Origin of the sequence: Rhodococcus sp. PBTS 1, assembly GCF_001620025.1 — a bacterium.
GTDB classification, from domain to species: domain Bacteria; phylum Actinomycetota; class Actinomycetes; order Mycobacteriales; family Mycobacteriaceae; genus Rhodococcoides; species Rhodococcoides kroppenstedtii.
The window spans coordinates 1,819,499-1,846,160 of record NZ_CP015219.1 but is presented as its reverse complement, the minus strand read 5'-3'; the positions used below and the strand labels follow the sequence as shown (position 1 = coordinate 1,846,160).

The 26,662-nt window shown below is 71.1% G+C and carries 26 protein-coding genes and 1 tRNA gene; 13 read left to right on the top strand and 14 right to left on the bottom strand.

The genetic code is table 11. The annotated features are described in order from the left end of the window. Nucleotides 1-38 precede the first annotated feature (38 nt). The 5 genes from mshC to A3Q40_RS08395 all read right to left on the bottom strand — a co-directional run bounded on the left by mshC (nucleotide 39) and on the right by A3Q40_RS08395 (nucleotide 4,416). Nucleotides 39-1,280: a cysteine--1-D-myo-inosityl 2-amino-2-deoxy-alpha-D-glucopyranoside ligase gene (gene mshC, locus A3Q40_RS08415; RefSeq protein WP_068101268.1), complete on the bottom strand. Its 1,242-nt coding sequence runs from the start codon at nucleotides 1,278-1,280 to the stop codon at nucleotides 39-41. 45 nt (nucleotides 1,281-1,325) lie between these two features. Beyond that, nucleotides 1,326-2,138 carry an SCO1664 family protein gene (locus A3Q40_RS08410; RefSeq protein ID WP_068105676.1) on the bottom strand — a complete coding sequence of 271 codons (813 nt, stop codon included), beginning with the start codon at nucleotides 2,136-2,138 and terminating at the stop codon, nucleotides 1,326-1,328. Continuing rightward, nucleotides 2,135-2,731, bottom strand: coding sequence for a DUF3090 domain-containing protein (locus A3Q40_RS08405; RefSeq protein WP_068101265.1), 597 nt, complete (start codon nucleotides 2,729-2,731; stop codon nucleotides 2,135-2,137). The genes A3Q40_RS08410 and A3Q40_RS08405 overlap by 4 nt, the downstream gene beginning before the upstream one ends. A 111-nt stretch (nucleotides 2,732-2,842) precedes the next feature. Further along, nucleotides 2,843-3,547, bottom strand: a complete 705-nt coding sequence (locus A3Q40_RS08400; RefSeq protein WP_068101259.1) for a histidine phosphatase family protein — start codon at nucleotides 3,545-3,547, stop codon at nucleotides 2,843-2,845. A gap of 23 nt (nucleotides 3,548-3,570) precedes the next feature. Continuing rightward, nucleotides 3,571-4,416, bottom strand: a complete 846-nt coding sequence (locus tag A3Q40_RS08395; RefSeq protein WP_201133049.1) for an undecaprenyl-diphosphate phosphatase — start codon at nucleotides 4,414-4,416, stop codon at nucleotides 3,571-3,573. A 92-nt stretch (nucleotides 4,417-4,508) separates the two neighbouring features. On the opposite strand from A3Q40_RS08395, the gene A3Q40_RS08390 reads away from it, so the two are divergent. Then, nucleotides 4,509-5,447 carry an aldo/keto reductase gene (locus A3Q40_RS08390; RefSeq protein WP_068101257.1) on the top strand — a complete coding sequence of 313 codons (939 nt, stop codon included), beginning with the start codon at nucleotides 4,509-4,511 and terminating at the stop codon, nucleotides 5,445-5,447. On the opposite strand, the gene A3Q40_RS08385 is transcribed toward A3Q40_RS08390, so the two are convergent. Next, a complete protein-coding gene (locus tag A3Q40_RS08385; protein ID WP_235606526.1) occupies nucleotides 5,444-5,824 on the bottom strand; it encodes a hypothetical protein in 381 nt (126 codons plus the stop codon). The genes A3Q40_RS08390 and A3Q40_RS08385 overlap by 4 nt on opposite strands. 199 nt (nucleotides 5,825-6,023) lie before the next feature. Between A3Q40_RS08385 and A3Q40_RS08380 the strand changes: the two genes are divergently transcribed. From A3Q40_RS08380 to A3Q40_RS08370, 3 genes are read left to right on the top strand one after another with little or no spacing between them, the layout of a single operon-like run. Beyond that, complete coding sequence (locus tag A3Q40_RS08380) at nucleotides 6,024-6,989, top strand: hypothetical protein (protein WP_201132964.1); 966 nt, start codon at nucleotides 6,024-6,026, stop codon at nucleotides 6,987-6,989. A gap of 24 nt (nucleotides 6,990-7,013) precedes the next feature. Then, nucleotides 7,014-7,247 carry a DUF5703 family protein gene (locus A3Q40_RS08375; protein ID WP_371828492.1) on the top strand — a complete coding sequence of 78 codons (234 nt, stop codon included), beginning with the start codon at nucleotides 7,014-7,016 and terminating at the stop codon, nucleotides 7,245-7,247. 53 nt (nucleotides 7,248-7,300) lie between these two features. After that, nucleotides 7,301-8,338, top strand: coding sequence for a quinone-dependent dihydroorotate dehydrogenase (locus A3Q40_RS08370; RefSeq protein ID WP_068105668.1), 1,038 nt, complete (start codon nucleotides 7,301-7,303; stop codon nucleotides 8,336-8,338). Between the two features lie 39 nt (nucleotides 8,339-8,377). Here the strand turns inward: A3Q40_RS08370 and A3Q40_RS08365 are convergent, their stop codons facing one another. Together A3Q40_RS08365 and A3Q40_RS08360 are read right to left on the bottom strand one after the other, a co-directional pair. Further along, entirely contained in the window at nucleotides 8,378-8,905 is a 528-nt protein-coding gene (locus tag A3Q40_RS08365; protein WP_068101245.1) for a YbhB/YbcL family Raf kinase inhibitor-like protein, read from the bottom strand. A 43-nt stretch (nucleotides 8,906-8,948) separates the two neighbouring features. After that, the gene (locus A3Q40_RS08360) at nucleotides 8,949-10,325 is read right to left on the bottom strand and encodes a M20/M25/M40 family metallo-hydrolase (RefSeq protein ID WP_308124799.1); all 1,377 of its coding nucleotides are present in this window, start codon (nucleotides 10,323-10,325) and stop codon (nucleotides 8,949-8,951) included. Nucleotides 10,326-10,462: 137 nt separating this feature from the next. On the opposite strand from A3Q40_RS08360, the gene A3Q40_RS08355 reads away from it, so the two are divergent. From A3Q40_RS08355 to A3Q40_RS20175, 5 genes are all read left to right on the top strand, one after another. Continuing rightward, nucleotides 10,463-10,548: transfer RNA gene (locus A3Q40_RS08355), tRNA-Leu, on the top strand. A 124-nt stretch (nucleotides 10,549-10,672) separates the two neighbouring features. After that, nucleotides 10,673-12,169, top strand: coding sequence for a glutamate-cysteine ligase family protein (locus tag A3Q40_RS08350; protein ID WP_068101242.1), 1,497 nt, complete (start codon nucleotides 10,673-10,675; stop codon nucleotides 12,167-12,169). A 21-nt stretch (nucleotides 12,170-12,190) separates the two neighbouring features. Continuing rightward, nucleotides 12,191-13,453, top strand: a complete 1,263-nt coding sequence (locus tag A3Q40_RS08345) for a saccharopine dehydrogenase family protein (RefSeq protein ID WP_068101239.1) — start codon at nucleotides 12,191-12,193, stop codon at nucleotides 13,451-13,453. A gap of 4 nt (nucleotides 13,454-13,457) precedes the next feature. Beyond that, a complete protein-coding gene (locus tag A3Q40_RS20180) occupies nucleotides 13,458-14,798 on the top strand; it encodes a CoA transferase (protein ID WP_235606524.1) in 1,341 nt (446 codons plus the stop codon). Further along, nucleotides 14,795-15,793 carry a nucleoside hydrolase gene (locus A3Q40_RS20175; RefSeq protein ID WP_068101236.1) on the top strand — a complete coding sequence of 333 codons (999 nt, stop codon included), beginning with the start codon at nucleotides 14,795-14,797 and terminating at the stop codon, nucleotides 15,791-15,793. The genes A3Q40_RS20180 and A3Q40_RS20175 overlap by 4 nt, the downstream gene beginning before the upstream one ends. Here the strand turns inward: A3Q40_RS20175 and meaB are convergent. From meaB to A3Q40_RS08320, 3 genes are read right to left on the bottom strand one after another with little or no spacing between them, the layout of a single operon-like run. Next, entirely contained in the window at nucleotides 15,769-16,785 is a 1,017-nt protein-coding gene (gene meaB, locus A3Q40_RS08330; protein ID WP_068101233.1) for a methylmalonyl Co-A mutase-associated GTPase MeaB, read from the bottom strand. The genes A3Q40_RS20175 and meaB overlap by 25 nt on opposite strands. 2 nt (nucleotides 16,786-16,787) lie before the next feature. Further along, a complete protein-coding gene (scpA, locus tag A3Q40_RS08325; protein WP_068105660.1) occupies nucleotides 16,788-19,043 on the bottom strand; it encodes a methylmalonyl-CoA mutase in 2,256 nt (751 codons plus the stop codon). Between the two features lie 14 nt (nucleotides 19,044-19,057). Next, nucleotides 19,058-20,932, bottom strand: coding sequence for a methylmalonyl-CoA mutase family protein (locus A3Q40_RS08320; protein WP_068105659.1), 1,875 nt, complete (start codon nucleotides 20,930-20,932; stop codon nucleotides 19,058-19,060). A gap of 277 nt (nucleotides 20,933-21,209) precedes the next feature. Here A3Q40_RS08320 and A3Q40_RS08315 point away from each other — a divergent pair, with 277 nt between their 5' ends. The 3 genes from A3Q40_RS08315 (at nucleotide 21,210) to A3Q40_RS08305 (ending at nucleotide 23,128) form a co-directional block, all read left to right on the top strand. After that, nucleotides 21,210-21,923: a TVP38/TMEM64 family protein gene (locus A3Q40_RS08315; RefSeq protein ID WP_139203874.1), complete on the top strand. Its 714-nt coding sequence runs from the start codon at nucleotides 21,210-21,212 to the stop codon at nucleotides 21,921-21,923. 93 nt (nucleotides 21,924-22,016) lie between these two features. Further along, the gene (locus A3Q40_RS08310) at nucleotides 22,017-22,616 is read left to right on the top strand and encodes a hypothetical protein (RefSeq protein ID WP_068101226.1); all 600 of its coding nucleotides are present in this window, start codon (nucleotides 22,017-22,019) and stop codon (nucleotides 22,614-22,616) included. Beyond that, nucleotides 22,613-23,128 carry a hypothetical protein gene (locus tag A3Q40_RS08305; protein ID WP_068101222.1) on the top strand — a complete coding sequence of 172 codons (516 nt, stop codon included), beginning with the start codon at nucleotides 22,613-22,615 and terminating at the stop codon, nucleotides 23,126-23,128. The genes A3Q40_RS08310 and A3Q40_RS08305 overlap by 4 nt, the downstream gene beginning before the upstream one ends. 16 nt (nucleotides 23,129-23,144) lie before the next feature. Here the strand turns inward: A3Q40_RS08305 and A3Q40_RS08300 are convergent, their stop codons facing one another. From A3Q40_RS08300 to A3Q40_RS08290, 3 genes are all read right to left on the bottom strand, one after another. Continuing rightward, the gene (locus tag A3Q40_RS08300; protein WP_082833830.1) at nucleotides 23,145-24,344 is read right to left on the bottom strand and encodes an SPFH domain-containing protein; all 1,200 of its coding nucleotides are present in this window, start codon (nucleotides 24,342-24,344) and stop codon (nucleotides 23,145-23,147) included. Further along, entirely contained in the window at nucleotides 24,345-24,776 is a 432-nt protein-coding gene (locus tag A3Q40_RS08295; protein ID WP_068101217.1) for an NfeD family protein, read from the bottom strand. It abuts the gene before it with no gap. 139 nt (nucleotides 24,777-24,915) lie between these two features. Further along, nucleotides 24,916-25,737: a DUF3097 domain-containing protein gene (locus A3Q40_RS08290; RefSeq protein ID WP_068101215.1), complete on the bottom strand. Its 822-nt coding sequence runs from the start codon at nucleotides 25,735-25,737 to the stop codon at nucleotides 24,916-24,918. 114 nt (nucleotides 25,738-25,851) lie between these two features. On the opposite strand from A3Q40_RS08290, the gene A3Q40_RS08285 reads away from it, so the two are divergent. Next, entirely contained in the window at nucleotides 25,852-26,658 is an 807-nt protein-coding gene (locus A3Q40_RS08285) for a hypothetical protein (protein ID WP_068101213.1), read from the top strand. The last annotated feature ends 4 nt before the right edge of the window (nucleotides 26,659-26,662 follow it).

Below are 26,662 nucleotides of genomic sequence, written 5' to 3'. Positions count from 1 at the left end.
GGAAACCGCGTTCACGGAGTCCGAGCCGCACGGGGCGCTCAGCGCAGCCGCACACCCAGCAGCGCGTCGACGGTGTCGGCGATCAACCCCGGCGCGGCGGTGTCGGAGCCACCGATCGTGACGGCGTCGCGCGCCCAGGCATCGAGGGCGTCGAGGGCCTTGGGGGTGTCGAGGTCGTCGGCGAGGTGCTGGCGGACGCGGGCGACGGTGTCCTCGGCCGACTGCGCGGACTTCAGCGCCGCCGCGGCCTTCCAGGCCTCGAGTCGCTGCTGCGCGGCGGCGAGCGTGGCGTCGTCCCAGGTGCGGTCCTGGCGGTAGTGGCCGGCGTACAAGCCCAGGCGAATGGCGCCCGGGTCCACGCCGGCGGCGGTGAGCTTGGACACCAGCACCAGGTTGCCGAGGGACTTCGACATCTTCTCCCCGTCGAGCCCGATCATGCCGGTGTGCACGTAGTGTCGCGCGAAACGGTCGGCGCCGGTGAGGGATTCGGCGTGCGCCGCCGAGAACTCGTGGTGCGGGAAGATGAGGTCGCTGCCGCCGCCCTGCACGTCGAACCCGGAGCCGATGCGGTTCAGCGCGATGGCCGCGCACTCGATGTGCCAGCCCGGGCGGCCGGGACCCATCGGTGACGGCCAGGACGGCTCGCCGGGCCGGGCGGCCTTCCAGATCAACGCGTCCAGGGGGTCCCGCTTGCCGGCGCGGTCGGGGTCGCCCCCGCGCTCGGCGAAGAAGCGAGCCATGGTGTCGCGGTCGTAGCCGGACTCGTACCCGAACTGCTCGGTGGCGTCGGCGCGGAAGTACACGTCGGGGTAATCGGCGTCGTCGACGGTGTAGGCCGCGCCGGAGGCGAGCAGCTTCTCCACCAGGTCGACCACCTCGGCGACGGACTCGACGGCGCCGATGTAGTCGCGGGGCGGGAGCACGCGCAGCGCCGTCATGTCGGACCGGAACAGGTCGGTCTCCCGCTGCCCGAGGGACTGCCAGTCCTCGCCGTCGCGGGCCGCACGCTCGAACAGCGGGTCGTCCACGTCGGTGACGTTCTGCACGTAGTGGACGTCGTGGCCGGCGTCGCGCCACACGCGCTGCACCAGGTCGAAGGTGAGGTAGGTGGCGGCGTGGCCGAGGTGCGTGGCGTCGTAGGGGGTGATGCCGCAGACGTACATGGTGGCCGTCGAGCCCGGCGTGACCGGCCGGACGGCGCGATCGGCGGTGTCGTACAAACGCAGGGCCGGGCCCTCTCCGGGAACCGTGGGGACAGCGACATCGGGCCAGGACTGCATGGCCCCCAGACTATCCGGTGACCGGGGACGGACCGTTCGCCAGGCTCAGAAGGCGGGCCACGGCAGCGGCCGCGAGGACGTCGGCGCCGGCATCACGGGCCGCTCGACCAGGGTGCGGATGCGCCGCCGCAGCGCGTCGATCTCCGCGTCGGTGATCAGCGGTGCCAACTCGTCGCCCAGCGACCCCCCGAGCGAGTCGAGAACCCGCTCCAGATCGGCCACGAGGTCCGGGCCGATCGGATCCCCCGCCCACCCCCACAGCACCGTCCGCAGCTTGTTCTCCCGGTGCATCGCGAGACCGTGGTCGACGCCGTACACCGCGCCGTCGAGTCCCTCGAGGACGTGACCGCCCTTGCGGTCGGCGTTGTTCAGCACGACGTCGAGGACGGCCATGCGATGCAGCCGGGGGTCGTCGGCGTGCACGAGGGTGATCTCCTCCCCCGTCTCGTCGTGACCGCGCAGGACCGGGAGATAGCCGTCGGGAACGAGGTCGGGCCGGCAGATGTCGACCAGGTCGATGCCGTCACCCGACTCCGGGTGTCGCTCGACGGTGTCGATCCATCGCTGCACCATGCCCGGGCCGACGGGACCCTCGCGCAACACGGTGGTCGGCACCGTCCCCCAACCGAGAGCCTCCGACACCCGGTACGACGCCACCTCGCGGCCGGCGAGCGTGCCGTCCGGGAAGTCCCACAGTGGCTGCTCGCCGCGTACGGGCTTGTAGACGCAGCGAAAGGGCGTATCGGCGTCGGCCCGGGAGATCTCGCAGACCAGGGTCGCGTTGGACGCCTGGACGACGCGACCGACGATGGTCAGCTCGGCCGTGGTCAGCAGGTCGAGATCGTCGGGGGCGGTCAGGAGTCGTCCCCGAAGTCGGTGACGGCGGATCCGGACACCGGTCCGCGCCGGTAGCCGTTGGTGCGCACGCACATGTGTCCGCCGGCCGTGAGCGGCTCCCCGCACAGCGGGCACGGCGGCCGACCGGCGGCGATCACCCGCTCGCTGCGCGCGGCGAACTCGCGCGCCTGCTCGGGGCTGAGGAAGACGCGGACGGCGTCCGGGCCCTCCTCGGTGTCGTCGAGAACCACCGACTCGTCGATCTCGGTCTCGGTGATGGCGAGCAGTTCCACCACGACGGCCCCGGCGTCGGCGTCCCAGCCGAGGCCCATCGTGCCGACGCGAAACTCGGCGTCGACGGGGGTGACCAGGGGGTCGATGTCGGAGGGATCGGTGTCCGACGGCGGCACCTCGGCACCGAACCGCCGGGCCACCTCGTCGAGGAGCAGCCCGACACGGTCCGCGAGCACCTGCACCTGCTGCTTCTCGAGTGCCACCGACACGACGCGGGCCTCGTGCACGGCCTGCAGGAAGAACGACCGATCACCGGGTTCGCCCACCGTGCCGGCGACGAACCGATCGGGAGTGCGGAAGACGTGAATCGCGCGGGACATACTTTCACCTTCCGTATCCGCGCCGGGCCCCGTGTGGGGGTACGTGCCCGGCGGTGATGGTGGCCTGGCGACCTCCATCGTCATTATCCGCGTGCTGTCCAGCGTGCGCGGTCAGCGACCCGCTCCGCCGCCGATCACGGCGTCGGACGACTCGCCACCGTCGGCGTTCTCGGGGTCCTTCGGGGGCGGCGGCACCACCTGACGTAGATCACCGCCCAGATCACCGACACGGTGGACGAACGCCCGCGTCTCGGTGTAGCGCACGACGGAGATGGACGACGGATCGACCACGATGCGCTGGAACTGATCGAGGTGCGAGCCGAGGGCGTCCGCGAGCACGGACTTGATGACGTCGCCGTGCGTGCATGCGACCCACACGACGTCGTGACCGGCTTCGGCCGCCAGCCGCTCGTCGTGGTCTCGAACCGCGCGGACGGCGCGAGCCTGGACATCGGCCAACCCCTCGCCGCCGGGGAACACCGCCGCCGACGGATGATGCTGGACGACCTTCCACAACTTCTCTCCGGTCAGGTCCTTGATCGCGCGGCCCGTCCACTCGCCGTAGTCGACCTCGAGGAGTCGATCCTCGACCACCGGGTCGAGGCTGCGCGCAGCCGCGAGCGGCGCGACGGTCTGCTCGCAGCGCAGCAGCGGCGATCGCACGATCGCGGCGACGGGAATGCCGTCGAGTCGGGCGACGACCTTCTCCGCCTGCTCGCGTCCGACCTCGTCGAGTTCGACGCCCTCGGACCGGCCGGCGAGGGTACCGGCGGTGTTGGACGTCGAACGCCCGTGCCGCAGCAGGATGACCGTCATGGGACCAGCCTAGGGATCGCGCGTCAGGTCGCGGCGATGGTCCCCGTGGCGAGCAGTGCCATGACGGCGAGACCGAGCACGATGCGGTACCCGACGAACCAGTTGAGCGAGTGATTCTCCACGAAGCGAAGGAGCCAGGCGATGGACGCGTAGCCGAGCCCGAAGGCGACCAGCGTGGCGACCAAGAGCTGCGGCCCGGACGCCTGCAGGCCCTCGCCCGACGGCGCGAACGCGTCGGGCAGCGAGAACAGACCCGACGCGGTGACGGCGGGAATGGCCAGCAGGAACGAGAACCGCACGGCGGCGGGCCGCGTCAGCCCCAGGAACAGACCGGCGCTGGAGGTCGCGCCGGACCGGGACACGCCGGGGATCAGCGCGAGGCACTGCGCCAGACCCATGACCAGGCCGTCGCGGGTGGTGAGCTTCTCGATCGGACGACGCTGCCTGCCCACCTTCTCGGCGATCATGATGACCAGGGCGAACACGATCAGCATCGTGGCCACGATCCACAGGTTGCGAGCACCCGTGCGGATCGCGTCCTTGAACACGAAGCCGATGACGCCGATGGGAATGGTCGCGAAGATGACGTACCAACCCATGCGGTAGTCGAGATCGCCGCGGTGGGACGCGTCGAAGAGTCCGCGGAGCCACGCCCGCACGATGCGCACGATGTCCTTCGCGAAGAAGAGCAGTACCGCCGCCTCGGTCCCGAGCTGGGTCACCGCCGTGAAGGACGCGCCGGCGTCGTCACCGAAGAACACCTCGGACACGATCCGCAGGTGGCCGGAGGAGGAAATCGGCAGGAACTCGGTCAGGCCCTGCACGGCACCGAGCACCACGGCTTGCAGCCAGGACATGGAATCGGCGATCACGGTCGACGTCACGAGTGCCGACCGTACTAGGGTCGTCCCTCGATCACGGGGTCACCCGCCGTCCGCAAACGAAGCGAGCAGTCACCACCATGAAGCACAGAACCGTCGGTACCAGCGGACTTCGCGTCTCCCGCCTGGGACTGGGCACCGGTGAGTGGGGGCGTGGGGTGGACGGTGACGACGCCGCCGCCCAGATCACCGCGTTCGTCGAGGCGGGCGGGACCCTGGTGGACACCTCGGACACGTACGGCGACGGCCGGGCCGTGCGAGTCCTGGCGGAGATTCTCGACGACGTCGTCCCGCGGGCCGATCTGGTGCTCAGCGTCGACTCCGGCCTCAGTCCGGCCGACGCCGCCGGGCACTGGACCGTCGACTGCTCGCGGCGGGCGCTGCTCGCCGGTCTCGACCGCACCCTGCGCGATCTCGGCACCGATCACCTGGATCTCTGGAGCGTCGGCGCATGGGACACGCGGACCCCGCTCGACGAGATCGCGGCGACGCTCGAGACCGCCGTGTCGTCCGGGCGGGTGCGCTACGCGGGGGTGCGCGGGTACCGCGGATGGCAGCTGGCGACCTTGGCGTCCCGCGTCTCGGTGGTGGCCGCGCAGGCCGAGTACTCCCTGCTGGCGCGCGGAACGGAGGACGATCTGATTCCCGCCGCCGCCTGGCACGGTGTCGGGGTCCTGGCGGTCTCGGCGCTCGGCGGAGGGGTGCTCACCGGCAAGTACCGCGACGGCGTCCCCGCCGATGCCCGCGGCGCCGATCCCGTGCGATCCGCGGGCATCGCACCCTTCCTCGGGGAGGACGGGAGCAAGGTCGTCGAGGCCGTGCTGACCGCGGCGGACGGTCTCGGAACCTCGCCGCTGGCCGTGGCTCTTGCGTGGGCGCGCGATCGGCCCGGTGTGGCGTCGACCGTGGTGGGAACTCGCGACATCGGCCAGCTCACCGGCGTACTCGCGGCCGAGGACGTCGACCTGCCGTCGGCGATCGCAGCGGCCCTGGACGACGTCAGCTCGCCGTGGCGCTAGTCGGATCCACCCCGTGGATCGAGGGCGCCGAGTCGGCCGAGCAGCGCGCGGACCAGCGTGGTGTCGGCGGACCGCGGGTCGTCGGGTGCGTGCACCGTGGCGACGGCGTCCCGCACGGCGGCGGTGACCGAGCGTTCGTCGCAGAGGTCCACGTCGGTCACGTCGACGTCCGCTACCCCGTCGACGTCGACGTCCGCGGGCACGGTGACGGTGGCCCCGAGACGGTAGACCTCCACGCGCAGGGTCTTGCCGCGCACGCGGAAGGCGAACGCGCGACCGTCGGCGGCGGTACCGAAGCCGTGCGCGTGCGGGCCGGTGGTGACGTCGTCGACGGAGAACTCGGGGCCGGTGGGGTCCGGCATGGTCGGACGGCTCACGATGAACACTCCCGTGGAACCTGCGGTAACGGACACTTCGGACCGTACCCACCGTCGGCGGGGGCTGTCGCGTCTCCCCGCCGCGGGGCGTGATCGGATGGACGCGATGGCGAGCGACGAGGAAACGAGACGACCCGTGGGACCTGCGACGACGACGAATGTGCGACGACGGACGTCCCGGTCGGCGGGGACGGTCGCGGTGAGCGTGATCGCACTGCTCCTGGCCGCGTGTGGTGGGCAACAGAGCGAATCGACGCCGACCAACACACGCGAGCCGGAAACGGCGGCGGCCTCGCCCGAGGTGTCGACGACGCCCGCCGGCACCGTCGCACCCGCCTCGCTCGGCGGGCCGGTCACCGTACGCGGGCTGGCCGTCGACCCGGAGACCTCGATCCTGGCGATCCTGACCGACGACGGCGTGCTCCTGGCCGGCGACGACGGCGCGCCGCGCGCAGTGACGTTGCCGTCGCCCGGAACCTCGGTTCATCCCGGCCGCGCCGGGGAGATCCTGGTCACCACGGCGGACGGGCTCGTGCGGGTCGACGCCGACTCGGGCGCCACCACGGAGTGGCCGGTCGAGGGTGGCGCGATCTCGGCGACCGTGTTCGACGACGGGTACGCCGTGGGCTCGGCGACCGGCCGGGTGTCCGTGCTGGACGCCGACGGCGCGGTGACGTCGACGGTGGGCGGACTCGCCTCGGTGGACGGACTGGTCCCCGCCGGGGACGACCTGGTCGCCCTCGACACCCGGCAGACGTCCATGACCACGGTGAACGTCGAGGGAGACCGCCTCGGGGAAGCACTGCGCGCCGGGGACGGCGCCACCCGCACGGTGGGGTGTGCGACCGGCGCGATCGCGGTGTCCGACACCGCCGACGGCGAGCTGATGATCTTCACCGGCGACGACCTGATCATGCGCCAGCGCTATCCGGTGGCCGGGTCGCCGTTCGCGCTGGCGTGCGACGACGGCGGCACGGTGTGGGTCACGACCACGGCCACCAACGAGGTGGTCGGCTTCGACGTCTCCGGCGGAATTCCCGTGGAGACGGCACGGTTCCCCACCGTGAAGCAGCCCGATTCCCTCGCGGTCGATTCGCGTTCCGGACGATTGTTCGTAGGCTCGAACGACGGTGCCGGTGTGCAGGTGATACCGACCCGCGAGTGACCCCGACCGAAAGTCGCGATGCCCATGCCGAACCGAGCCGTCCCCGCGAGCTGGCAGATCCAGTCCGACGACTGGGAGTACGTGCCGATCAAGCTGCCGCCCGACGTGACGCGGGTGACCGCGTCGATGCGGCTCGCGATCTCGGCGGAGTTCGGCGGGTGGGAGCTCTCCCGCGTGCGGCTGTACACCGACGGCAGCCGTCGCGTGCTGCTCAAGCGGCGCAAGACCGCCCAGCACGTTCCCGACCCCGAACTGTGACGAGAGACGGAGACCGCACCGACGTGAGTCCCTACCGGATCCTGCTGCGCCTGATGTTCCTGGTACCGCCCGAGCGTATCCATCACCTCGCCTTCGCGGCGATGCGGCTGGTCACCCGGTTCGCCCCACTCCGTGTGCTCGTGGCGCGGGTGCTGGTGGTGGACGATCCCGCGCTGCGCACGGAGGCATTCGGTGTGCAGTTCCCCACCCCCGTCGGCCTGGCCGCCGGTTTCGACAAGAACGGCGAGGGCGTCGACGCCTGGGGGCCCCTGGGTTTCGGTTTCGCGGAGATCGGCACGGTCACCGCGCACGCACAGCCGGGAAACCCGGCGCCCCGGCTGTTCCGTCTCCCGCAGGATCGCGGTCTGCTCAACCGCATGGGCTTCAACAACGAGGGCGCGGGTGCCGTGGCCGACCGTCTTCGGCGCCGCCGCGGTGATCTGCCGATCGGGGCGAACATCGGCAAGACCAAGGTGACGCCGGCCGCCGACGCGGCGGTCGACTACACCACCAGCGCTCGCCTGCTGGGCCCGTTGTCGGACTTCGTCGTGGTCAACGTCAGTTCCCCCAATACCCCCGGTCTTCGCGACCTGCAGGCCGTGGAGTCGCTGCGTCCTCTGCTGGGCGCGGTCATCTCGGCGGTGTCGGTGCCGGTCCTGGTGAAGATCGCACCGGACCTGTCCGACGACGACGTCGACGCCGTCGCCGATCTGGCGCTCGACCTGGGCGCGGCGGGCATCGTCGCGACCAACACCACCATCGCTCGAGACGGGCTGCGCACTCCCGGAGCCGCGGAACTCGGAGCGGGCGGGGTGTCCGGACCGTACGTGGCCGACCGGTCGCTCGCGGTCCTGCGGCGCCTGCGCGCGCGTGTCGGTGACCGCGTGACGCTCGTCGCCGCCGGCGGCATCGAGACGCCGGACGATGCATGGGCGCGCATCCGCGCCGGGGCCACGCTGGTGCAGGGGTACACCGGCTTCGTCTACGGGGGACCGTTCTGGGCGCGGCGCCTCGCGACCGGACTCGCCGAGCGCGCCCGCGCCGCAGGCTATGCGCGGGTATCCGACGCGGTCGGCAGCGACCTCACGTAACCCTGCACGCCTGACGCTGCCGACCGTGCCCGGTGCGGTCTACTGCTCGTACGTCCCGTGGATCACCGCGCGGGCGATGGCGTGCGAGAACAGGTTGAAACCGAGGTACGCCGGGGTGGCCGTCTCGTCGATCTCGAGCCGCTCGACGTCGACGGCGTGCACGGCCACGTAGTAGTGGTGGACGCCGTGCCCCTGCGGCGGAGCGGCGCCGATGTAGCGCGCCAGTCCGGCGTCGCCCTTCAGCGTGATCGCCTCGTTCGGCAGACCAGTCGAGGAGTCGTCGCCCGCGGCCGAGACCAGCGTGGTCGTGCCGACCGGGATGTTCGCGACGGCCCAGTGCCAGAACCCGGAGCCCGTGGGGGCGTCGGGGTCGTAGACCGTGACGGCGAAGCTCTTGGTCTCGGCAGGAAAGCCCGACCACGACAGCTGCGGCGAGTTGTCGTGTCCGCCGGCGCCCATGATGCCGCTGACCTGATCCTTCTTCAGCGGCTCACCGTCGGTGATGTCCGACGACGTCAGCTCGAAGGTGGGCAGCGTCGGCAGGTCGGCGTAGGGGTCCCGTGACATCGGCGATTCCTCTCGGAGAGCGGTGGGCCGACCCGGTGTCGGGTCAGCTGTGCAGCAGGAAGTGTTCGAACACCTTCGTGCCGAACACCAACGCGTCCACGGGTACCCGTTCGTCGACCCCGTGGAACAGCGCAGCGAAATCCAGTTCCGGGGGCAGCTTGAGCGGCGCGAAGCCGAAGCAGCGAACCCCCAACTTGGCGAAGGCTTTCGCGTCCGTTCCGCCCGACAGCATGTACGGCACGGTGCGGCCGTTCTCGTCGAACGCGAGGATCGCGTCGTTCATGGCGTCGACCAGATGCCCGTCGAACGTGGTCTCGTACGGCTCGAGATCGGCGATCCACGACCGTTCGACGTGCGGGCCGATCAGCTCGTCGACCTCCTTCTCGAAAGCCTCCTTGCGGCCCGGCAGCACGCGGCAGTCCACGGTCGCGGTGGCCGTCTGCGGAATGACGTTGGCCTTGTAGCCGGCGTCGAGCATGGTGGGGTTGGCGGTGTCGCGCAGGGTCGCGCCGACGATCCGCGCGATGCTGCCGAGCTTGGCCAGGGTGCCGTCGATGTCCGGCGAACCCGGGTCGAACTCCAGCCCCGTCTCGGCCGACACGGCGGCGAGGAACTCGGTGACCGACTCGGTCATCACCAGCGGGAACTGGTGCTTGCCCAGGGCCGCGACGGCCTCGGCGAGGTAGGTGACGGCGTTGTCGTCGTGCAGGAAGGACCCGTGACCGGCGCGGGCCTTCGCGGTCAGGCGCATCCAGGCCAGGCCCTTCTCGGCCGTCTCCACCAGGTAGAGCCGCCGCTCCTCCCCGTCCGGGCGGGCGACGGTGAGCGAGAAGCCGCCCACCTCGCCGACGGCCTCGCTCACGCCCTCGAACAGGTCCGGGCGGTGCTCGACCAGCCAGTGCGAACCCCACTTGCCGCCGGCCTCCTCGTCGGCGAGGAACGCGAAGACGAGGTCGCGCGGCGGCACGGTGCCCTGCGACCGGAACTGCCGCGCGAGGGCCAGCGCCATGCCGACCATGTCCTTCATGTCCACCGCGCCGCGGCCCCACAGGTAGCCGTCCTCGACCGCACCGGAGAAGGGATGCACGCTCCAGTCGGCGGGTTCGGCCGGCACCACGTCGAGGTGGCCGTGCACCAGGAGTGCGCCGCGTGAGCGGTCCGCGCCGGGCAGCCGGGCGAACACGTTGCCGCGCCCGGGCGCCCCGGATTCGACGTACTCCGTCTCGTACCCGACCTCCTCGAGCTGCCGCGCCACCCATTCGGCGCACTCTCGCTCCCCCACGGTCGTCGCCGGGTCGCCGGTGTTGGTGGTGTCGAAGCGGATCAACGACGCCACCAGGTCCACGACCTCCTCGACGGCGACGGTGCCGGAGGCGGTGGTCTCGGAACTGGTCTCGGGGTTCTGCTCGCTGGTGGACACGGCTTCGTTCCTACCATCGGCGGTGCCGGTGGGTAGTGGGTGGGCGCGGTGGGTAGGCACCGTGTGACGTGCCGTTTTGGTGGGACGCGGCGCATCGACTACATTCATCTGCGCACCGCGAGAAGCGGTGCGAGCAGGTCCGAGTGGCGGAATGGCAGACGCGCTAGCTTGAGGTGCTAGTGTCCTATTAACGGACGTGGGGGTTCAAGTCCCCCCTCGGACACGTCGACAAAATTCTCACGAAGGCCCTGGATCACCGGATCCGGGGCCTTCGTTGTATTCACGCCCCGTGTCTCGTCGTCCCCCTCTGTCTCGTTGCCGAGGTCCGTGCGTGATGAGATGTCCCCATGGGTGACGAGGTCGAGCAGCGCACGTTCAGCCGCCAGGACCGGCAGGACTTCCGGCGCAAGGTCCAGCAGTGCCTCGACGCCCTCGCGTCGATGCTGGCCGACGACACCTTCGCGGTGGACGAGCCGCGGATCGGGATGGAGATCGAACTCAACCTCGTCGACGACGCGATGGATCCGGCCATGGCCAACACCGCCGTGCTCGAGGCGATCGCCGATCCGGATTTCCAGACCGAACTGGGCCGATTCAACATCGAGATCAACGTCGCGCCCGCCCCGCTCGCCGGGGACCGGATGCGGACCCTCGAGACCGAACTCCGCGCGTCGCTGGACCACGCGGACGCGAGGGCGAAGGAGACCGGTTCCGCCCTCGCCATGATCGGCATGCTGCCTACGCTGCGCGAAGAACACTTCGCCGCGCAGTGGTTGTCGGAGAACCCGCGGTACGACCTGCTGAACAGTCAGATCTTCGCCGCCCGCGGCGAGGACATCGAGCTCAACGTCACCGGGGTGCCGCTGCCGGGCAGTCGGGAGGCGGAGTCGCTGCACCGCATCGTCGACACGATTCTGCCGGAGGCGGCCTGCACGTCCGTGCAGTTGCACCTGCAGGTCGCGCCGGACGAGTTCCCGGCGCACTGGAACGCCGCGCAGGCACTGGCCGGGGTCCAGGTGGCCCTGGCGGCCAATTCCCCCTTCCTCGCCGGACGCGCCCTGTGGCACGAGACCCGACTCCCGCTCTTCGAGCAGGCCACGGACACGCGCCCGCAGGAGCTCAAGAACCAGGGCGTGAGACCGCGCGTCTGGTTCGGGGAACGGTGGATCACGTCGATCTTCGATCTCTTCGAGGAGAACTCCCGCTACTTCCCCGCGCTGCTGCCGGTGGTGTCGGACCAGGATCCGATGGCCGAGCTCGCCGCCGGCCGGACCCCGGAACTGACCGAGCTGAAGATGCACAACGGCACGGTCTACCGGTGGAATCGGCCGATCTACGACACGTCGGACGGCGAGCACCACCTGCGTCTCGAGAACCGGGTGCTGCCCGCCGGACCGTCGGTGATCGACGTGATGGCCGACGCCGCGTTCTACTACGGCGCGCTGCGCTCGCTGGTGGACGCGGACCGTCCCGTGTGGAGCCAGATGTCATTCGACGCCGCGCAGGACAACCTGCATTCCGCGGCGCGCAGCGGCATCGACGCCCGCTGCTACTGGCCGGAGGTGGGCTGGGTGTCGCCCCAGGAGCTGGTCCTGCGGCGCCTGCTCCCGATGGCCGAGGCGGGCCTCGACGCCTTCGGGGTCGACCCCGACGTCCGAGACCGGTACCTGCGGGTCATCGAAGGTCGGTGCCTGCGCCGGCAGAACGGCGCCGTGTGGCAGCGTTCGGCGCTGGCCGCGCGAGAGCGAGCCGGAGACGACCGCGGCCGCGCGCTCGCGGGCATGCTCGCGGACTATCTCGACCGCATGCACGACGGCGAGCCGGTCCACACGTGGTCCTGGTGAGCGCGCTAGTAGTGTCGGGGAATGGCCGATTCCCCGCGTGAGTCCACCGCCCGCGAATTCGAGATCGTCGTCTACGGCGCAACGGGATTCGTCGGGGCTCTGACCGCCGAGTACCTCGCTCGCCACGCTCCCGACGGCACCACCGTCGCGCTGGCGGGCCGGAGTCGGGACAAGCTGGAATCCACCCGCCGGGGACTGCCGGCGCGAGCGGCGGACTGGCCGCTCGTCGTGGCCGACGCCGACGACGAGGCCGCGCTCACCGCTCTCGCGCAGCGCACGTCCGTCGTCCTCACCACGGTCGGTCCCTACGCCAAGTACGGCCGCGTCCTCGCCCGCGTTTGCGCCGAGTCGGGCACCGACTACGTCGACCTCACCGGCGAGGTCCTCTTCGCCCGCGCGAGCGCCGACGAGAACCACGAGACCGCCGTCCGGACCGGCGCGCGCATCGTCCACTCCTGCGGCTTCGACTCGGTGCCGTCCGACATCGGTGTCTTCGAACTGCACCGCAAGGTCACCGAGGACGGCGCGGGTGACCTCACCGACACCACGCTCGTGGTGACGTCGATGAGCGGCGGCGTCAGCGGCGGCACCATCGATTCGCTGCGCGGTCAGATCGACGAGATCACGAAGGACCGCGCGGCCGCCAAGCTCGCCGCGAGCCCGTACTCCCTGAGCCCGGACCGCTCGATCGAGCCGGACTTCGGCCGGCAGAACGACGCTCCCGTGCTCAAGGGATCGTCGATTCACCCGTCGCTGAAGGGGTGGAAGGCGCCGTTCGTCATGGCGTCGTACAACACCCGCGTGGTGCGGCGCACCAACGCCATCCTCGGCTATCCCTACGGCAAGACCTTCAAGTACAACGAGGTCATGAGCGTGGGCTCGTCCCCCGTCTCCCCCGTCCTCGCGGCCGGTGTCCTCGCCGGTCTGGGCGCGTTCGTGGCCGGGCTGGCGTTCAAGCCGACGCGGTTCCTCCTGGACAAGGTGCTGCCCGCTCCGGGCAGCGGCCCCAGCGAGAAGACCCGACAGAAGGGCCATTTCGTCGTCGACATCTACACGACCACCACCAGCGGGGAGCACTACGTCTCGCGGGTGAAGGCCAAGGGCGACCCAGGCTACGCCGCCACGGCGATGATGCTCGGCGAGTCCGCGCTGGCTCTGGTGAAGAACCGCGACGAGTTGCCCTCGCTCGGCGGCGGCGTGCTCACCCCGGCGTCGGGTATCGGGACCGCGCTGATCACGCGCCTGCGCGCCGCCGGGATGGAGATCTCGGCGCGCAAGGTCTGAGCGCGTGCTCGACACGTCCGCGCAGTACGACGCCGACCACGGTCACGAGCGTCGGCAGCACATCCCGGTCGTGTCGTCGTCACCCGGCGTCCTGGCCGGCCCGCTGCCGGTCGCCGCACTCGCGACGGGCAGCGTGGCGGCGCTCTGCTCGGCGGTCGATCGCTATCGCCGGCAGGTGGGTCTGGAGCTCCTGCCGTGGTCGGTCGACGGCGACCGTGTGGCGTCGTCGTTCGCCGGCGGCGACCTGCTCCGCGTGAACGGCGCTGCCGCAGCGGGATTCGCACCTCTGTCCGGCTTCTGGCCCACCGCGGACGGATGGGTGCGCACCCACGCCAACTACCCCCACCACCGCGATCGGCTGTGCGCCCTGCTCGGCGTGCCCGAGGAGCCGGGCGCCGTCGCCGCCGCCCTCGCGCGGGTCTCGGCGCGAGAGATCGAGGACGCCGCGGCCCCGGCGGGTGCGCTGGTGGTCGCGGTGCGCACGCCGTCGGAGTGGAACGAGGAGCCGGCGGGGCGGTTCGCCGCGACCGGTCCCCTGGTGACGACGTCGGTACGCCCGGACGGGACCTCGTCGCTGCCCGACCCGCCCACCGACGCCCGACGTCCGCTGGCCGGTATCCGCGTCCTGGACCTCACGCGCGTTCTCGCAGGCCCCGTGGCCACTCGCGCCCTGGCACTGCTCGGCGCGTCGGTGCTGCGAGTGGACTCGCCGCGGCTGCCGGAGATCGAGACGCAGCACCTCGACACCGGTGCCGGCAAGGCGTCGACCCTTCTCGACGTCGACGACCCCGACCAGCGCGATCGTCTCGCCGCACTGGCCACGACCGCCGACGTCGTGGTGTGCGGCTATCGGCCGGGCTCGACGGTGATGTCGGTCGTCGAGTCCGTCCGGCCCGGCGGGGCGGTGGTCGCGTCGGTGTCGGCGTGGGGGACGCGCGGTCCGTTCGCCGGTCGACGCGGGTTCGACAGTCTGGTGCAGGCCGCGTCCGGGATCGCGGTGCTGAGCGGCAGCGACGACCGCCCCGGCGCGTTGCCGGTGCAGGCGCTCGACCACGCCACCGGATACCTCCTCGCGGCCGGCATCGTGGACGCTCTGGCCCTGCGCGCGGAGAGCGGCATCGGGCGGACCGTCACGGCGTCCTTGGCCCGGACGGCGGCGCATCTGCTCGCATTGCCACGCCCGAGGGAGTTTCCCGAGCGAACGCCGATTCCCGAGTCGCACACCGTGACTCACGGATCCGTCCGCACCGCGCGTCCCGCTCTGGCGGAGTACGACGACTACCCGTGGCCCGCCCGACCGTGGGGCTCGGACGAGGCCCGCTACCCGACTTCGGAGATCGTGTGACCACCCGCCTCGTCGTCGACGTCGACACCGGTATCGACGACTCCCTCGCCCTCGTCCTCCTCGCGGCGGACCCCGCCGCCGAGATCGTCGCCGTCTGCTGCACGGCGGGCAACGTGCCGACGGCGCAGGTCACCCGGAACACGGCGTCCTGGCTCGATCTCTGCGGACTCGACGGGGTCGAGGTGTGCGTCGGGGCGGACGGTCCGTTGGTCGCGCCGCTCATGACCACCGAGGACACCCACGGCCCCCTGGGCGTCGGCTACGCAGAGCTCCCGCCGACCACGCGGTCGCTGTCCGCGCGGTCCGCGGCCACCGCCTGGGTGGAGCTGGCGCGCGCCCATCCCGGCGAGCTGACGGGCCTGGTCACCGGCCCGCTGACCAATCTCGCCCTCGCTCTCCGCCTCGAGCCCGCCCTGCCGACCCTGCTGCGGCGGGTGGTGATCATGGGTGGATCGTTCGATCACCCCGGCAACACGACGCCGACCACGGAGTGGAACGTCGCGGTCGATCCCGAGGCCGCGAAGGAGGTGTTCGACGCCTTCTCCGCGGCACCGGCGGGACGCGAACCGATCGTCTGCGGCCTGAACCTCACCGAGTCGATCGAGATGCACCCGCACCACGTGGACCGGATGATCGAAGCGGCGGGCGGACCCGACGTGCCGATCGTGCGGCACCTCGCCGACGCCATCCGCTTCTACTTCGAGTTCCACGAGGCGCAGGGCGAGGGCTACCTCGCGCACATGCACGACCCCTTCGCCGCGGCGGTCGCCCTGCGCCCGGAGATCGCCGAGTACCGCACGGCCACGGTCGACGTCGAACTCACCGGAACCCTCACCCGCGGGACGACGGTGGCCGACCGACGCGGTCACTGGGGGCGGCCGCCGAACGCGGCCATCGCCGTGGCGACCGATCCGGAGGCCTTCTTCGACGACCTGATCGCGCGAGTCGGCGCCTTCGCAGCTCAGCGCGCTCAGGCTCCGCTCGGACGATCGTAGGCCGCCAGAATTTCCTGCGCCGCCAGCGCCGCGGTGAGCGACCCGTCGGCCACGCGTCGCTCCACGTCGCCTCGAACGGTCCGCACGTCCGGGTCGGTTTCGAGGCGGCGCATCACCTGATCCTGGACCATCGTCCACACCCACCGTACGGTCTGGGTGCGGCGCTTCTCCTCGAACTGTCCTGCAGCGCTGAGGGTCTCACGGTGACGGAGGACGGTGGCCCAGAACTCGTCCAGACCCGTCTCCTCGATGGCGCTGGTGGTGAGCACCGGCGGCACCCAGACGGCGTCGTGCGGGTGGATCAAGCGCAACGCCCCGGCGAGTTCGCGGGCGGCGCTCTTCGCGTCCCGGATGTGGTTGCCGTCGGCCTTGTTGACCGCCACCAGATCGGCAAGCTCGAGAACCCCTTTCTTGATGCCCTGCAACTGATCCCCGGTGCGGGCGAGGGTGAGGAAGCAGAAGCAGTCGACCATCCCGGCGACGGTGATCTCGGACTGGCCGACGCCGACCGTCTCGACGAGAACCACGTCGTAGCCGGCGGCCTCGAGCAGCACGATGGTCTCGCGGGTGGCCTTGGCGACGCCGCCGAGCGTGCCCGACGTCGGCGACGGCCGGATGTAGGCCCGGTCCGACACCGTGAGCCTGGCCATGCGCGTCTTGTCCCCGAGGATCGATCCCCCCGTGCGCGACGACGACGGGTCGACCGCGAGCACCGCCACCCGATGCCCCTGTCCGATCAGGTACATCCCGAGCGCGTCGATGAACGTCGACTTCCCCACCCCGGGAACACCGGTGATCCCGACGCGATGAGCGCCACCGGCATGCGGGAGCAGTTGCTGGAGCAACTGTTGCGCCCGGTCTCGGTGGTCCTCGCGCGTCGACTCGACGAGCGTGATGGCGCGCGCCAGTCCCGCGCGCTCCCCCGCGCGCACCGACGCGGCGAGAGCGTCGACGTCGACGACGGGCCGGGCGACGGTGGGTCGATCGGCCATGGTCAGGCGTTCGCTCCGTGTCCGAGCGACTCGGCGAGCGCCTGCACCAGATCGACCGCCGCGTCCGCGATGACCGTGCCGGGCGGGAAGATCGCCGCAGCGCCGGCCTCGCGCAGCGCGTCGAAGTCACCGGGCGGGATGACCCCGCCCACCACGACCATGATGTCCGGGCGTCCGACCTCCGCCAGGGCCTCGCGCAACGCGGGGACCAGCGTGAGGTGGCCCGCCGCCAACGAGGACACGCCGATGACGTGCACGTCGTTGTCCGCGGCCTGACGCGCCACCTCGTCGGGCGTTTGGAACAGGGGGCCGACGTCCACGTCGAATCCGATGTCGGCGAACGCCGTGGCGATGACCTTCTGGCCGCGGTCGTGGCCGTCCTGACCCATCTTCGCCACCAGGATGCGGGGGCGTCGTCCCTCGGCCTCGGCGAAGGCGTCGACGAGTTCTCCGGCGCGCACCATGTTGCTCGCTTTCCCCGCCTCGTCGCGGTAGACACCGCTGATCGTGCGGATCTCCGCACGGTGCCGACCGTAGACCTTCTCGAGCGCGTCGGAGATCTCGCCGACCGTCGCCATCGCGCGCGCGGCGTCGACGGCGAGCGCGAGCAGGTTGGTGTCCATCCCGCCCTCGCGCGACTCGGCACCGGCCGTCAGCGCCGCCAGCGCGGCGTCGACACGGTCCTGATCGCGCTCCGCCCGCAGTCGCTCGAGCTTCTCGAGCTGCTCGGACCGCACGCGGGAGTTCTCGACCTTGAGCACCTCGATGGAATCGGGCTCGTCGGGCACGTACTTGTTGACTCCCACCAGCGGCTGGCGTCCCGAGTCGATCCGCGCCTGCGTCCGCGCGGCTGCCTCCTCGATGCGGAGCTTCGGAATGCCCTCACCGATGGCCTTCGCCATGCCGCCCGCGGCTTCGACCTCGGCGATGTGCGCCCGGGCCCGGTCGGCGAGCTGGTGGGTGAGCCACTCGACGTAGTACGACCCGCCCCAGGGGTCGATCGGCCGGGTGGTCCCGGATTCCTGCTGCAGCAGCAACTGGGTGTTGCGCGCGATGCGGGCCGAGAAGTCGGTGGGCAGGGCCAGCGCCTCGTCGAGTGCGTTGGTGTGCAGCGACTGCGTGTGCCCCTGGGTGGCCGCCATGGCCTCGACGCAGGTGCGGGCGACGTTGTTGAACACGTCCTGTGCGGTGAGCGACCACCCCGAGGTCTGCGAATGGGTGCGCAGGGACAGCGATTTCGGGCTCGACGGCTCGAACTGCTGCACCAGCTCCGCCCACAGCAGACGGCCGGCGCGCAGCTTGGCCACCTCCATGAAGAAATTCATCCCGATGGCCCAGAAGAAGGACAACCGCGGGGCGAACGTGTCGATGTCCATGCCCGCCGCGAGTCCGGCACGGATGTACTCGACACCGTCCGCGAGGGTGTAGGCCAGCTCGAGGTCGGCCGTCGCTCCGGCCTCCTGGATGTGATAGCCGGAGATGGAGATCGAGTTGAACTTCGGCATGTGCGTCGAGGTGTACTCGAAGATGTCCGAGATGATGCGCATGGACGGCTCGGGCGGATAGATGTAGGTGTTGCGCACCATGAACTCTTTGAGGATGTCGTTCTGGATGGTGCCGGCGAGCTTCTCCGGCCCCACCCCCTGCTCCTCCGCCGCCACCACGTAGAGCGCGAGGATCGGCAGCACGGCACCGTTCATGGTCATCGACACCGACACCGACCCGAGGTCGATGCCGTCGAAGAGTTGGCGCATGTCGTAGATGGAGTCGATGGCGACGCCCGCCATGCCGACATCGCCCTGCACGCGCGGGTGATCGCTGTCGTAACCGCGGTGCGTCGCGAGGTCGAACGCGACCGACAAGCCCTTCTGCCCGGCGGCGAGATTGCGACGGTAGAAGGCGTTGGACTCCGACGCCGTGGAGAAACCGGCGTACTGGCGGATGGTCCACGGCTGGTTGACGTACATCGTGGGGTACGGGCCGCGCAGGAACGGTGCGGCGCCGGGGTAGGAATCCAGCGGGTAGCCCTGCTCGCCGGCCTCCGTGCGGTCCGCTCGCGTGTAGACCGGACGCACGTCGATGCCCTCGGGCGTGGACCAGGTGACCTGGTCGGTGGTGTACCCGTTGGCCTCCGCACCGGCGGCGATGTGGGTGGCGGCGTCGGGGCCGTCCGCGGGGGTGGTGTCGGCCCCCGGGTCGACCAGCGGAATGTCCCCGAAGTTCGGGACTTCGGCGTTCGGGACATCGGCGTTCGGCATCTCGGCGTTCGGCGTCATGCGGGCTGTCCTTCCGGAGCGGGGTCGGTGCCCGTGAGCAGGTCCAGGATGCGGCTCAGTTCGGCCACGGCGTCGATCGACAGGGTGAGGTCGCCGTCCGGCCGCGCGGCGGAATCCGTGTCGGCCGGGAAGGTCGAGCTCTTCCCCGCGAGCAGGACGGTGGTGACGCCGGCGTCGCGCAGAGCTCGCACGGCGGCGGGACCCTCCTCGGCGTAGCGCTTGTCGGTGCCGCACACGATGGCGACGGGTGACCCGGTTTCCGTCGCGACGGCCGTCAGGTCGGCGTTCGCGCCGGGGTTCAGGGCCTCGATGCCGCCGGAGGCCATCAGGTTGGCCGCGAAGGTGGTGCGGGCGTTGTGTTCCGCGACCGACCCCAGGGGTGCCAGGAGGACGACCGGGCGACTCCCCCGCTCGGCCGCGACGGCGTCGCCACGGTCACGTAGCGCCTCGAAGGCGGCGGCGTACCGGGCGACCGGGCGACCGTCCACGGTGCCGTCGCCGGGTGTCACCGGGGGCTCCTGCAGATTCGGGAACTCGTTGACCCCGGTCACCGACGTGCGTCGGTGCGCGATGTCCTGCTCACGGGCGACGCGCGTGCGCTCGACCGTCCGCGCGATCTCGCCGCTGTCGAGGGCGGCCCGGTAGCCCCCGGCGCGCTCGATCGACTGGAACACCGTCCACGCGGCCTCTGCGGTGGCGTCGGTGAGAGATTCGACGTACCAGGACCCGCCCGCGGGATCGAGGACCCGGCCGAGATGCGACTCCTCGAGCAACAGCAGCTGCGTGTTGCGCGCGATGCGTGCGGCGAACGTCTCGCTGACGTCGGGTGCGCCGCCCGGCAGGGCGACGTCGAACGGCAGCACCGTCACCGCGTCGGCCCCACCGACGCCCGCGCCGAACACCGCGAGGGTGGTGCGCAGCATGTTCACCCAGGGATCGCGCTGCGTCATCATCGCGGCGGACGTGACCGCGTGCTGCGGTGCGGCGCCGTGGTCCGGCGCGCCGAGGACCTGCGCGACGCGGGCCCAGACACGGCGCGCCGCACGGAACTTCGCGATGGTCTCGAACTGCTGGTCGGTGGCGGCGAAGCGGAACTCGAGCTGCGACAGAGCCTCCGCGGCAGTGGCGCCGGCGGCCAGAAGTGCGCGCACGTATTCGAGGCCCGCGGCCACGGCGAGCCCGATCTCCTGCCCGTCGGCCGCGCCCGCGTCGTGGAACACGGTGCCGTCGACGGTGATCGCACGGACGCCGCGACCGTCCGCGCCGGCCCGGCGAGCGAGGGCGACGGTGTCCTCGAGCGAGACGGTCGGAACTCCGGCGACCGCGTCGGTCAACGGAGTCGCGCCCAGGGACACCGACACCCGGGTCTCGGCCGGCAGGACGCCGAACACGGCGTCGGCGACCGCGGGAAGATCCGCCCCGGCGTCCACGGTGAGCGGGGCGAGGTCGAGCAGCACGCCGGTGAGCGCCTCGGCCACACCACCGGCACCGATGACGCCGGTGGAGAGCCAGAGGGCACTGACTCCGTTCTGCAGACCGTCGAGCATGCGGGTGTTGACCGTCGCCGCGTCGGCGCCGTCGCGGCCGTACCGCCCGGCGACGCGCCACCCCACGTGGACGTCGCGGTGCCGGTCACCACCGCGGACGAACGGGAAGTGGCCCGGCAACGGCGGTTCCGGCTGCTCGTCGAGAGGCCCGTAGAGCGGGGCGATGGTCACGCCGTCGTACGTCGTGGTCTCGAGCAGTGTCTCGGGACGGTCCGGCAGTGTCGAGCGATCCGTGCGGCGACTCTTCGCCAGCACTCCGGCGACGGCGTCGCGCCAGGCGGCGAGACCGTCCTCGGCGCTGCGGACCGGGACCTCCGCACCCACCGGGTCCGTGCTGTCGGTCGTTTTCACCGGCGACGGAACACCACCCTCGGTGGGCACCTGCGACTGGCTTGGGGACACGGACTGCCTCTCGAACACTGCTTCGGCGACACTGCTTCGGACGCGGAACGATTGTGATGTTAACCGCACCGTCCGACACCTCGGACCGTCATGCACGGCCCCGGACCTGAGACAAACTTCACAATGCTAGGTCGTCCGAGCGTCGGTCCTCCGATCGTTCTCGGCGGTCGCGGCGTACGCGCCGTTAGGCTCGGCGAACGTGACCACGACTCCGCGTCCCGCCCACCGCCGGCCGGGCGTGCGCGCGGCGGGGGCGCTGCTTGCAGTCGCCGCGCTCGTGGTGCTCGCCGCGCTCGTTCCGCTGCCGTCCGTCGAGCGGGTGCGCGAATGGGCCACGGCCGTCGGGCCGACCTTCGTCCTGGTGTTCTTTCTCGCGCACGCCCTGGTGACGGTCCTGCCCGTTCCGCGCACCCTGTTCACCGTGTCGGCCGGCGTGCTGTTCGGGCCCGTGACGGGGTTGCTCGTCGCGGTCGGTGCGACCACGGTCAGTGCCGTTCTCGCCTTCGTGGCGGTGCGTGCTCTCGGACGCAGCGTGGTGGCCCGCCACCTTCGCCATCCGCTCGTGCGTGCCGTCGACGCCCGCCTCGAACGGCGGGGGTGGTTGGCCGTCGGCAGTCTGCGCCTCATCGCGCCCGTTCCGTTCTCCGTGGTGAACTACTCGGCGGCGGTGTCCTCGGTGCGGCTCGCTCCGTTCGCGCTCGCCACGGTGGTGGGTGTCGTTCCCGGCACGGTGGGAGTGGTGTTGCTCGGCAACGCCCTCGCCGGGGATGCCGATCCCCTCATGTTGGCCGTGTCCGGTGTCTGCATCGCCGTGGGAGTCCTCGGACTGCTCGTCGACGCTCGGCTCCCCGTCACGGGATCATCGGACGCGTCGGCGTCGCGTGAATCCTCGCCGACAAGCCTCGGTACTTGATTCGGCCCGATCAAGGCATCGACGAGGCCCTCTGACGTCACCGGTCAACGCTGCACGCTTGATTCGGCAGATTCAAGTCTCTAGGGTTGATTCATGTTCGTAATGACGGTCGACCAACGCGGCAGTCGGCGGGACGTCGACCGCGTGGCCGACGTCCTGCGCTCCCCCCGTCCCGCTCTGGTGCGCCCGTTCGAGCGCACCGCCGGAGACGAAATCCAGGCGGTCGTCGACACCGCCGACACCGTGCTCGACGTCGCGCTGGATCTCGTCGACGACGGCCACTGGAGCGTCGGCATCGGCATCGGGCCGGTCGAACACCCGCTTCCCGACTCCACCCGCGCGGGGCGCGGAGCGGCGTTCGAGTCGGCACGGGAGGCGGTGGAGAGCGCCAAGAGCGCCCCTGCCCGCATCGCCGTCCGCGGCGTCGACGCCGACTCCGCTGCGGACGCCGACGCGGTCCTCGCACTCCTCGCCGTGCTCGTCGCCCGGCGCACCGACCAGGGCCGTGACGCGATCGCCGCGCTCCGCCGACTCGGCTCGCAGAACGCCGTCGCGGAAGAGTTGTCGATCACTCCGCAGGCGGTGTCCCAACGCCTCGCCGTCGCCGGGTGGCATCTCGAACGCGCCGCACGGCCCGTCGTCGCGCGAATGCTCGCGACCGCCGACCGTCTCGCCGAGAAGGAGGTCCCGTGATCGTCCTGGTGATCGTCGCTCTCGCCGCCGCGACAGCGGCAGCCCTTCCCCCGGTCGCGCGAGTGGCGTGGTGGCTGCCCTCGGTCACGGCCACCGGTGCGCTGACGGTCGCCGGCGTCGCCTCGGTGGCGCGGTCCACACCGGTCACCGGTGTCCCCGCAGCCGTCTCGATCGTGCTGTGCGGTCTCGCCGCCGTGTTCGGCGGACTCACGCTCGCACCCAGCGTCTTTCGCCTCGCGCCGACGGTGTCCGGGACGGACCGCGACGACGACCGACCGGACACGGTGCTCCGCGGCGGACTGGTGATCGGCGCGCTCGAACGCACCGCCGTCGTGGTGACGATCCTGGCCGGCTGGCCCGAGGGAATCGCCGTGGTGCTGGCCGTGAAGGGTCTCGCGCGCTACCCCGAACTCCGCCGCGCGCAGTCGTCCGAGTACTTCATCATCGGGACGTTCGCCAGCGTCCTCTGGGCCGCCGCGGCCGGGGGCATCGGACTCGCTCTGCTCCGATGACCCCGGCCGGCCGGACTCAGCTGTCGAGCTGCTTGGTCTGCTCCGGGGACGACACCGCCGGCTGCTCGATCTCCGACGCACGCTGATCCCGTGCCGCCGCCGCGAGCGAAGTGTCGACGGGCTTGCGCGCCACCGCTTCCGCGGCGGCGACGGCCTCGGCGATGGCCGGATCGGTCTTGGTGGTGAACCACTCCGCGACCTCGTCCGAATCGTCCTCCGGCTTGCTCCGGACGTCGTCGTGCGCACTCGGTTCGAACCGGAACACGCCGTCGTCGCCCGGGGCGCCGAGCTGCTTGGCGAAGCCCTTCAGCGCGTCGCCGAAGTCGGACGGCACGACCCACATCTTGTTGGCGTCGCCCTGCGCCATCTTCGGCAGCGTCTGCAAGTACTGGTACGCGAGTAGCTCCGGCGTCGGCTTGCCCGCCTTGATGGCCTCGAAGACCTTCTCGATGGCCTTTGCCTCGCCCTGGGCCTGCAGGTACTTGGCGGCACGTTCACCCTGCGCGCGCAGGATTCGCGACTGCCGCTCGCCCTCGGCTTCGAGGATGGCGGCCTGCTTGGCACCCTCCGCCGACAGGATCTGGCTCTGCTTCGCACCCTCGGCCGTCTTGATGGACGATTCGCGGTTGCCCTCCGCCGTGAGGATGGTGGCCCGCTTCTCGCGGTCCGCCTTCATCTGCTTCTCCATCGACTCCTGGATCGACGGCGGCGGATCGATGCTCTTGAGCTCGACTCGCGCCACGCGCAGGCCCCACCGACCGGTGGCCTCGTCGAGCACACCCCTCAACTGCCCGTTGATGGAGTCCCGGGAGGTCAGCGTCTCTTCGAGCGTCATGCCACCGACCACATTGCGGAGCGTGGTGGTGGTCAGCTGCTCGACGCCGACGATGTAGTTGCTGATCTCGTAGACCGCGGCCTGCGGATTGGTCACCTGGAAGTAGACGACGGTGTCGATGGACACCGTCAGGTTGTCCTGGGTGATGACGGGCTGCGGCGGGAAGGACACGACCCGCTCACGCAGGTCCACCTTCGCCCGCACCCGATCGACGAACGGAACGAGGAACGTCAGCTGTCCGGACACGGTCTTCGAGTACCGACCGAGACGCTCGATCACCGCGGCCTCGGCCTGCGGCACGAGAGTGACCGACTTGGCCACGACGAGAGCCACGAACAGGACGACGACGACCAGCGCGATCAAGGCGATGTAATCAGCCATCTAGGGTCCTTTCCACACGACGGCCGTGGCGCCGTCGATCTTCATCACGGTCACGGTCGTTCCGGCCGCGTACACCTCCGTCGGATCGAGGGGACGCGCCGTCCACACGTCACCGTCCAGACGCACCGTCCCGGAGACCTCGTCGACGGGCTCGAGCACCTGTGCCGTCTTTCCGGTGAGCGCCTGGATGCCGGTCGGCGTCGGGGGCGGCGTCGAGAACCGCCGCGTCAGGGCCGGCCGGACACCGAGGATCAGCGCGGCCGACAGGGCCGCGAACACCAGCGCGTCGCCCCATACCGGAAGATCGGTGAGTGCCGAGACGCCCGCCGTGCCCAGCGCGCCACCGGCCAGCATGAGCAGGAAGAAGTCGCCGGACAGCGCCTCGCCCGCGGCGAGGATCACCGCACCCAAGACCCACAGAAGTGCAACCACGACTCCACACTAGCGACGAAAACCGACCCGGGCGTCGGCGTGCCGGGGGTCGAGACGGATCGTTATCGAGCTGTCCCTGAACGGGACGAATCGGACACGGAGCAGGACCTCGGTCGACGGCGGGATCCCGTCCGTCGGGTCACGACGGGTCGGTCACGAAATCGATGAGCCGCTCCACGGCACCGATCAACGGCGCCTCGAGGTCGCGGAACGACGACACGGACTCGTAGACTCGACGCCACCCGTCGCGCGGTGTGCCCCAACCCAATTCGTCGCAGACCCCCGTCTTCCAGTCGATCCCGCGCGGAACGACGGGCCAGGCCGCGATGCCGACCGCGGACGGCTTCACCGCCTGCCAGACGTCGATGTACGGGTGACCGGTCACCTCCACGAACGGTCCGAGCGAGCGCGTGAGCTGCTCCTCCTTCGTTCCGGAGACGAGGTGGTCGACGAGCACCCCCACCTTGCGCTTCGGACCGGGCCCGAATTCCTGCAGGCGATCCGCCAGGTTGTCCAGGCCTTCGAGATACTCGACGACGACACCCTCGACGCGCAGGTCGTGGCCCCAGACCCGTTCCACGATCGCGGCGTCGTGGACGCCCTCCACCCAGATCCGGCTCGGCAGAGCGACACTGGCGCGGACGTTCTCGACGCGCGTCGAGCCGGACGCCGAGCGTCGCGGTGCGGCGGTGGCTCTCGGAGCAGGCCGGGTCAACGTCACGGGTGATCCGTCGACGAGGAACGCCGCCTCGCGCATCGCGAAGAGTCGCGTGCGCCCCCGTCCGTCCTCGAGCCGGACGAACTCGCCGTCGTAGGTGCGCTCGAATCCCACCACGGCGCCGCAGAACCCGGTCGCGGCGTCCTCCACGACGAGGTCACGCTCGGCCGCGACGGTGGGTGCCGCCGTGCGTCGTCGTCGCGCGTGGCCCGCGAAGATGTCCCCGTATCCCTGGCTCGCCATCGCGACCTGCCTTCGTCCGTTCCGTCACCGGGCCGATCCACGCTAGTCGGCGTCGCACTCGGGGCGCGGCAGCCACGCCGTTCCTGTCGGCGTCCCCGCCTAAACTCGTCTCTCGTGTCCTCACCCTCGGCATCTCTCGCGATCTGGTCCGGCGCCTGGCTGGGCGGACGGGCCGCGCCCGACGACGTTCTGGACGCGCTCGGTCGGTGGGCCCCGCTGACGTTGGTCGTCGCCGACGACGAGGACGTCGCCGAGGAACTCGATCTACCGTGGCCGACGCCCCGCGACGTCGGATCCGCCACGCTGCTGAGCGTTCTCCGTCTCGCCGCCCCGGCCGGCGAGGCGGCCACGGTCGAGCTGGTGCTCCCCGTCCCCGGCGACGTCGCCGGTCTGCCGACGGGCACCACCTTCGCGACCGCCGCCCTGACTGCGGGCGAGGGTGTCATGGTCGGGGTACCCGGCGGCGCAGGAATCGGCCTGGTCCCCACCGTCGAGGGTCCGGACGTGCTGCGCTGGACCGTGTTCCGGTTCCCGCAGCCCCATCCACGTCGCGACACCGCGCTCGGTGAGGTCGAGTACGCGATGCGGGAGGTGGTGCGAGAGGCGGCCGACGTCCTCGGCTCCGCGCCCGCCGTGGTCACCCGGCGGCTCGGTGACCCGCACGTTCTCATCGCCGAGCGTCTGGCCGCCGCTCAGGCGCACCCGTATCCGCCTCTGTCCGAACGCATCACGCGCGTTCTCGACACCGCGGACCGCGTGGACGCCATCCTCGACGCCGCGGACCTCGCGGCCCCGTCGGAGGCGCCCACCAGCACGGGCGCCGAGACGCGCGAGACCACCGTGCGCTCGTTGCGCACCGCGGTGCGCACGGCCCGCCGCGTCGCCGTCACGGACGCGGTGGACCGCTTCCTGCACTCCTGATCGG

Excerpts from the sequence above, each read along its gene's own strand:
- mshC (WP_068101268.1), bottom strand. The coding sequence starts at position 1,280 with ATGCAGTCCTGGCCCGATGTCGCTGTCCCCACGGTTCCCGGAGAGGGC.
- A3Q40_RS08405 (WP_068101265.1), bottom strand. The coding sequence starts at position 2,731 with ATGTCCCGCGCGATTCACGTCTTCCGCACTCCCGATCGGTTCGTCGCC.
- A3Q40_RS08400 (WP_068101259.1), bottom strand. The coding sequence starts at position 3,547 with ATGACGGTCATCCTGCTGCGGCACGGGCGTTCGACGTCCAACACCGCC.
- A3Q40_RS08390 (WP_068101257.1), top strand. The coding sequence starts at position 4,509 with ATGAAGCACAGAACCGTCGGTACCAGCGGACTTCGCGTCTCCCGCCTG.
- A3Q40_RS08375 (WP_371828492.1), top strand. The coding sequence starts at position 7,014 with ATGCCGAACCGAGCCGTCCCCGCGAGCTGGCAGATCCAGTCCGACGAC.
- A3Q40_RS08370 (WP_068105668.1), top strand. The coding sequence starts at position 7,301 with ATGTTCCTGGTACCGCCCGAGCGTATCCATCACCTCGCCTTCGCGGCG.
- A3Q40_RS08365 (WP_068101245.1), bottom strand. The coding sequence starts at position 8,905 with ATGTCACGGGACCCCTACGCCGACCTGCCGACGCTGCCCACCTTCGAG.
- A3Q40_RS08350 (WP_068101242.1), top strand. The coding sequence starts at position 10,673 with ATGGGTGACGAGGTCGAGCAGCGCACGTTCAGCCGCCAGGACCGGCAG.
- A3Q40_RS08345 (WP_068101239.1), top strand. The coding sequence starts at position 12,191 with ATGGCCGATTCCCCGCGTGAGTCCACCGCCCGCGAATTCGAGATCGTC.
- meaB (WP_068101233.1), bottom strand. The coding sequence starts at position 16,785 with ATGGCCGATCGACCCACCGTCGCCCGGCCCGTCGTCGACGTCGACGCT.
- scpA (WP_068105660.1), bottom strand. The coding sequence starts at position 19,043 with ATGCCGAACGCCGATGTCCCGAACGCCGAAGTCCCGAACTTCGGGGAC.
- A3Q40_RS08310 (WP_068101226.1), top strand. The coding sequence starts at position 22,017 with ATGTTCGTAATGACGGTCGACCAACGCGGCAGTCGGCGGGACGTCGAC.
- A3Q40_RS08300 (WP_082833830.1), bottom strand. The coding sequence starts at position 24,344 with ATGGCTGATTACATCGCCTTGATCGCGCTGGTCGTCGTCGTCCTGTTC.
- A3Q40_RS08290 (WP_068101215.1), bottom strand. The coding sequence starts at position 25,737 with ATGGCGAGCCAGGGATACGGGGACATCTTCGCGGGCCACGCGCGACGA.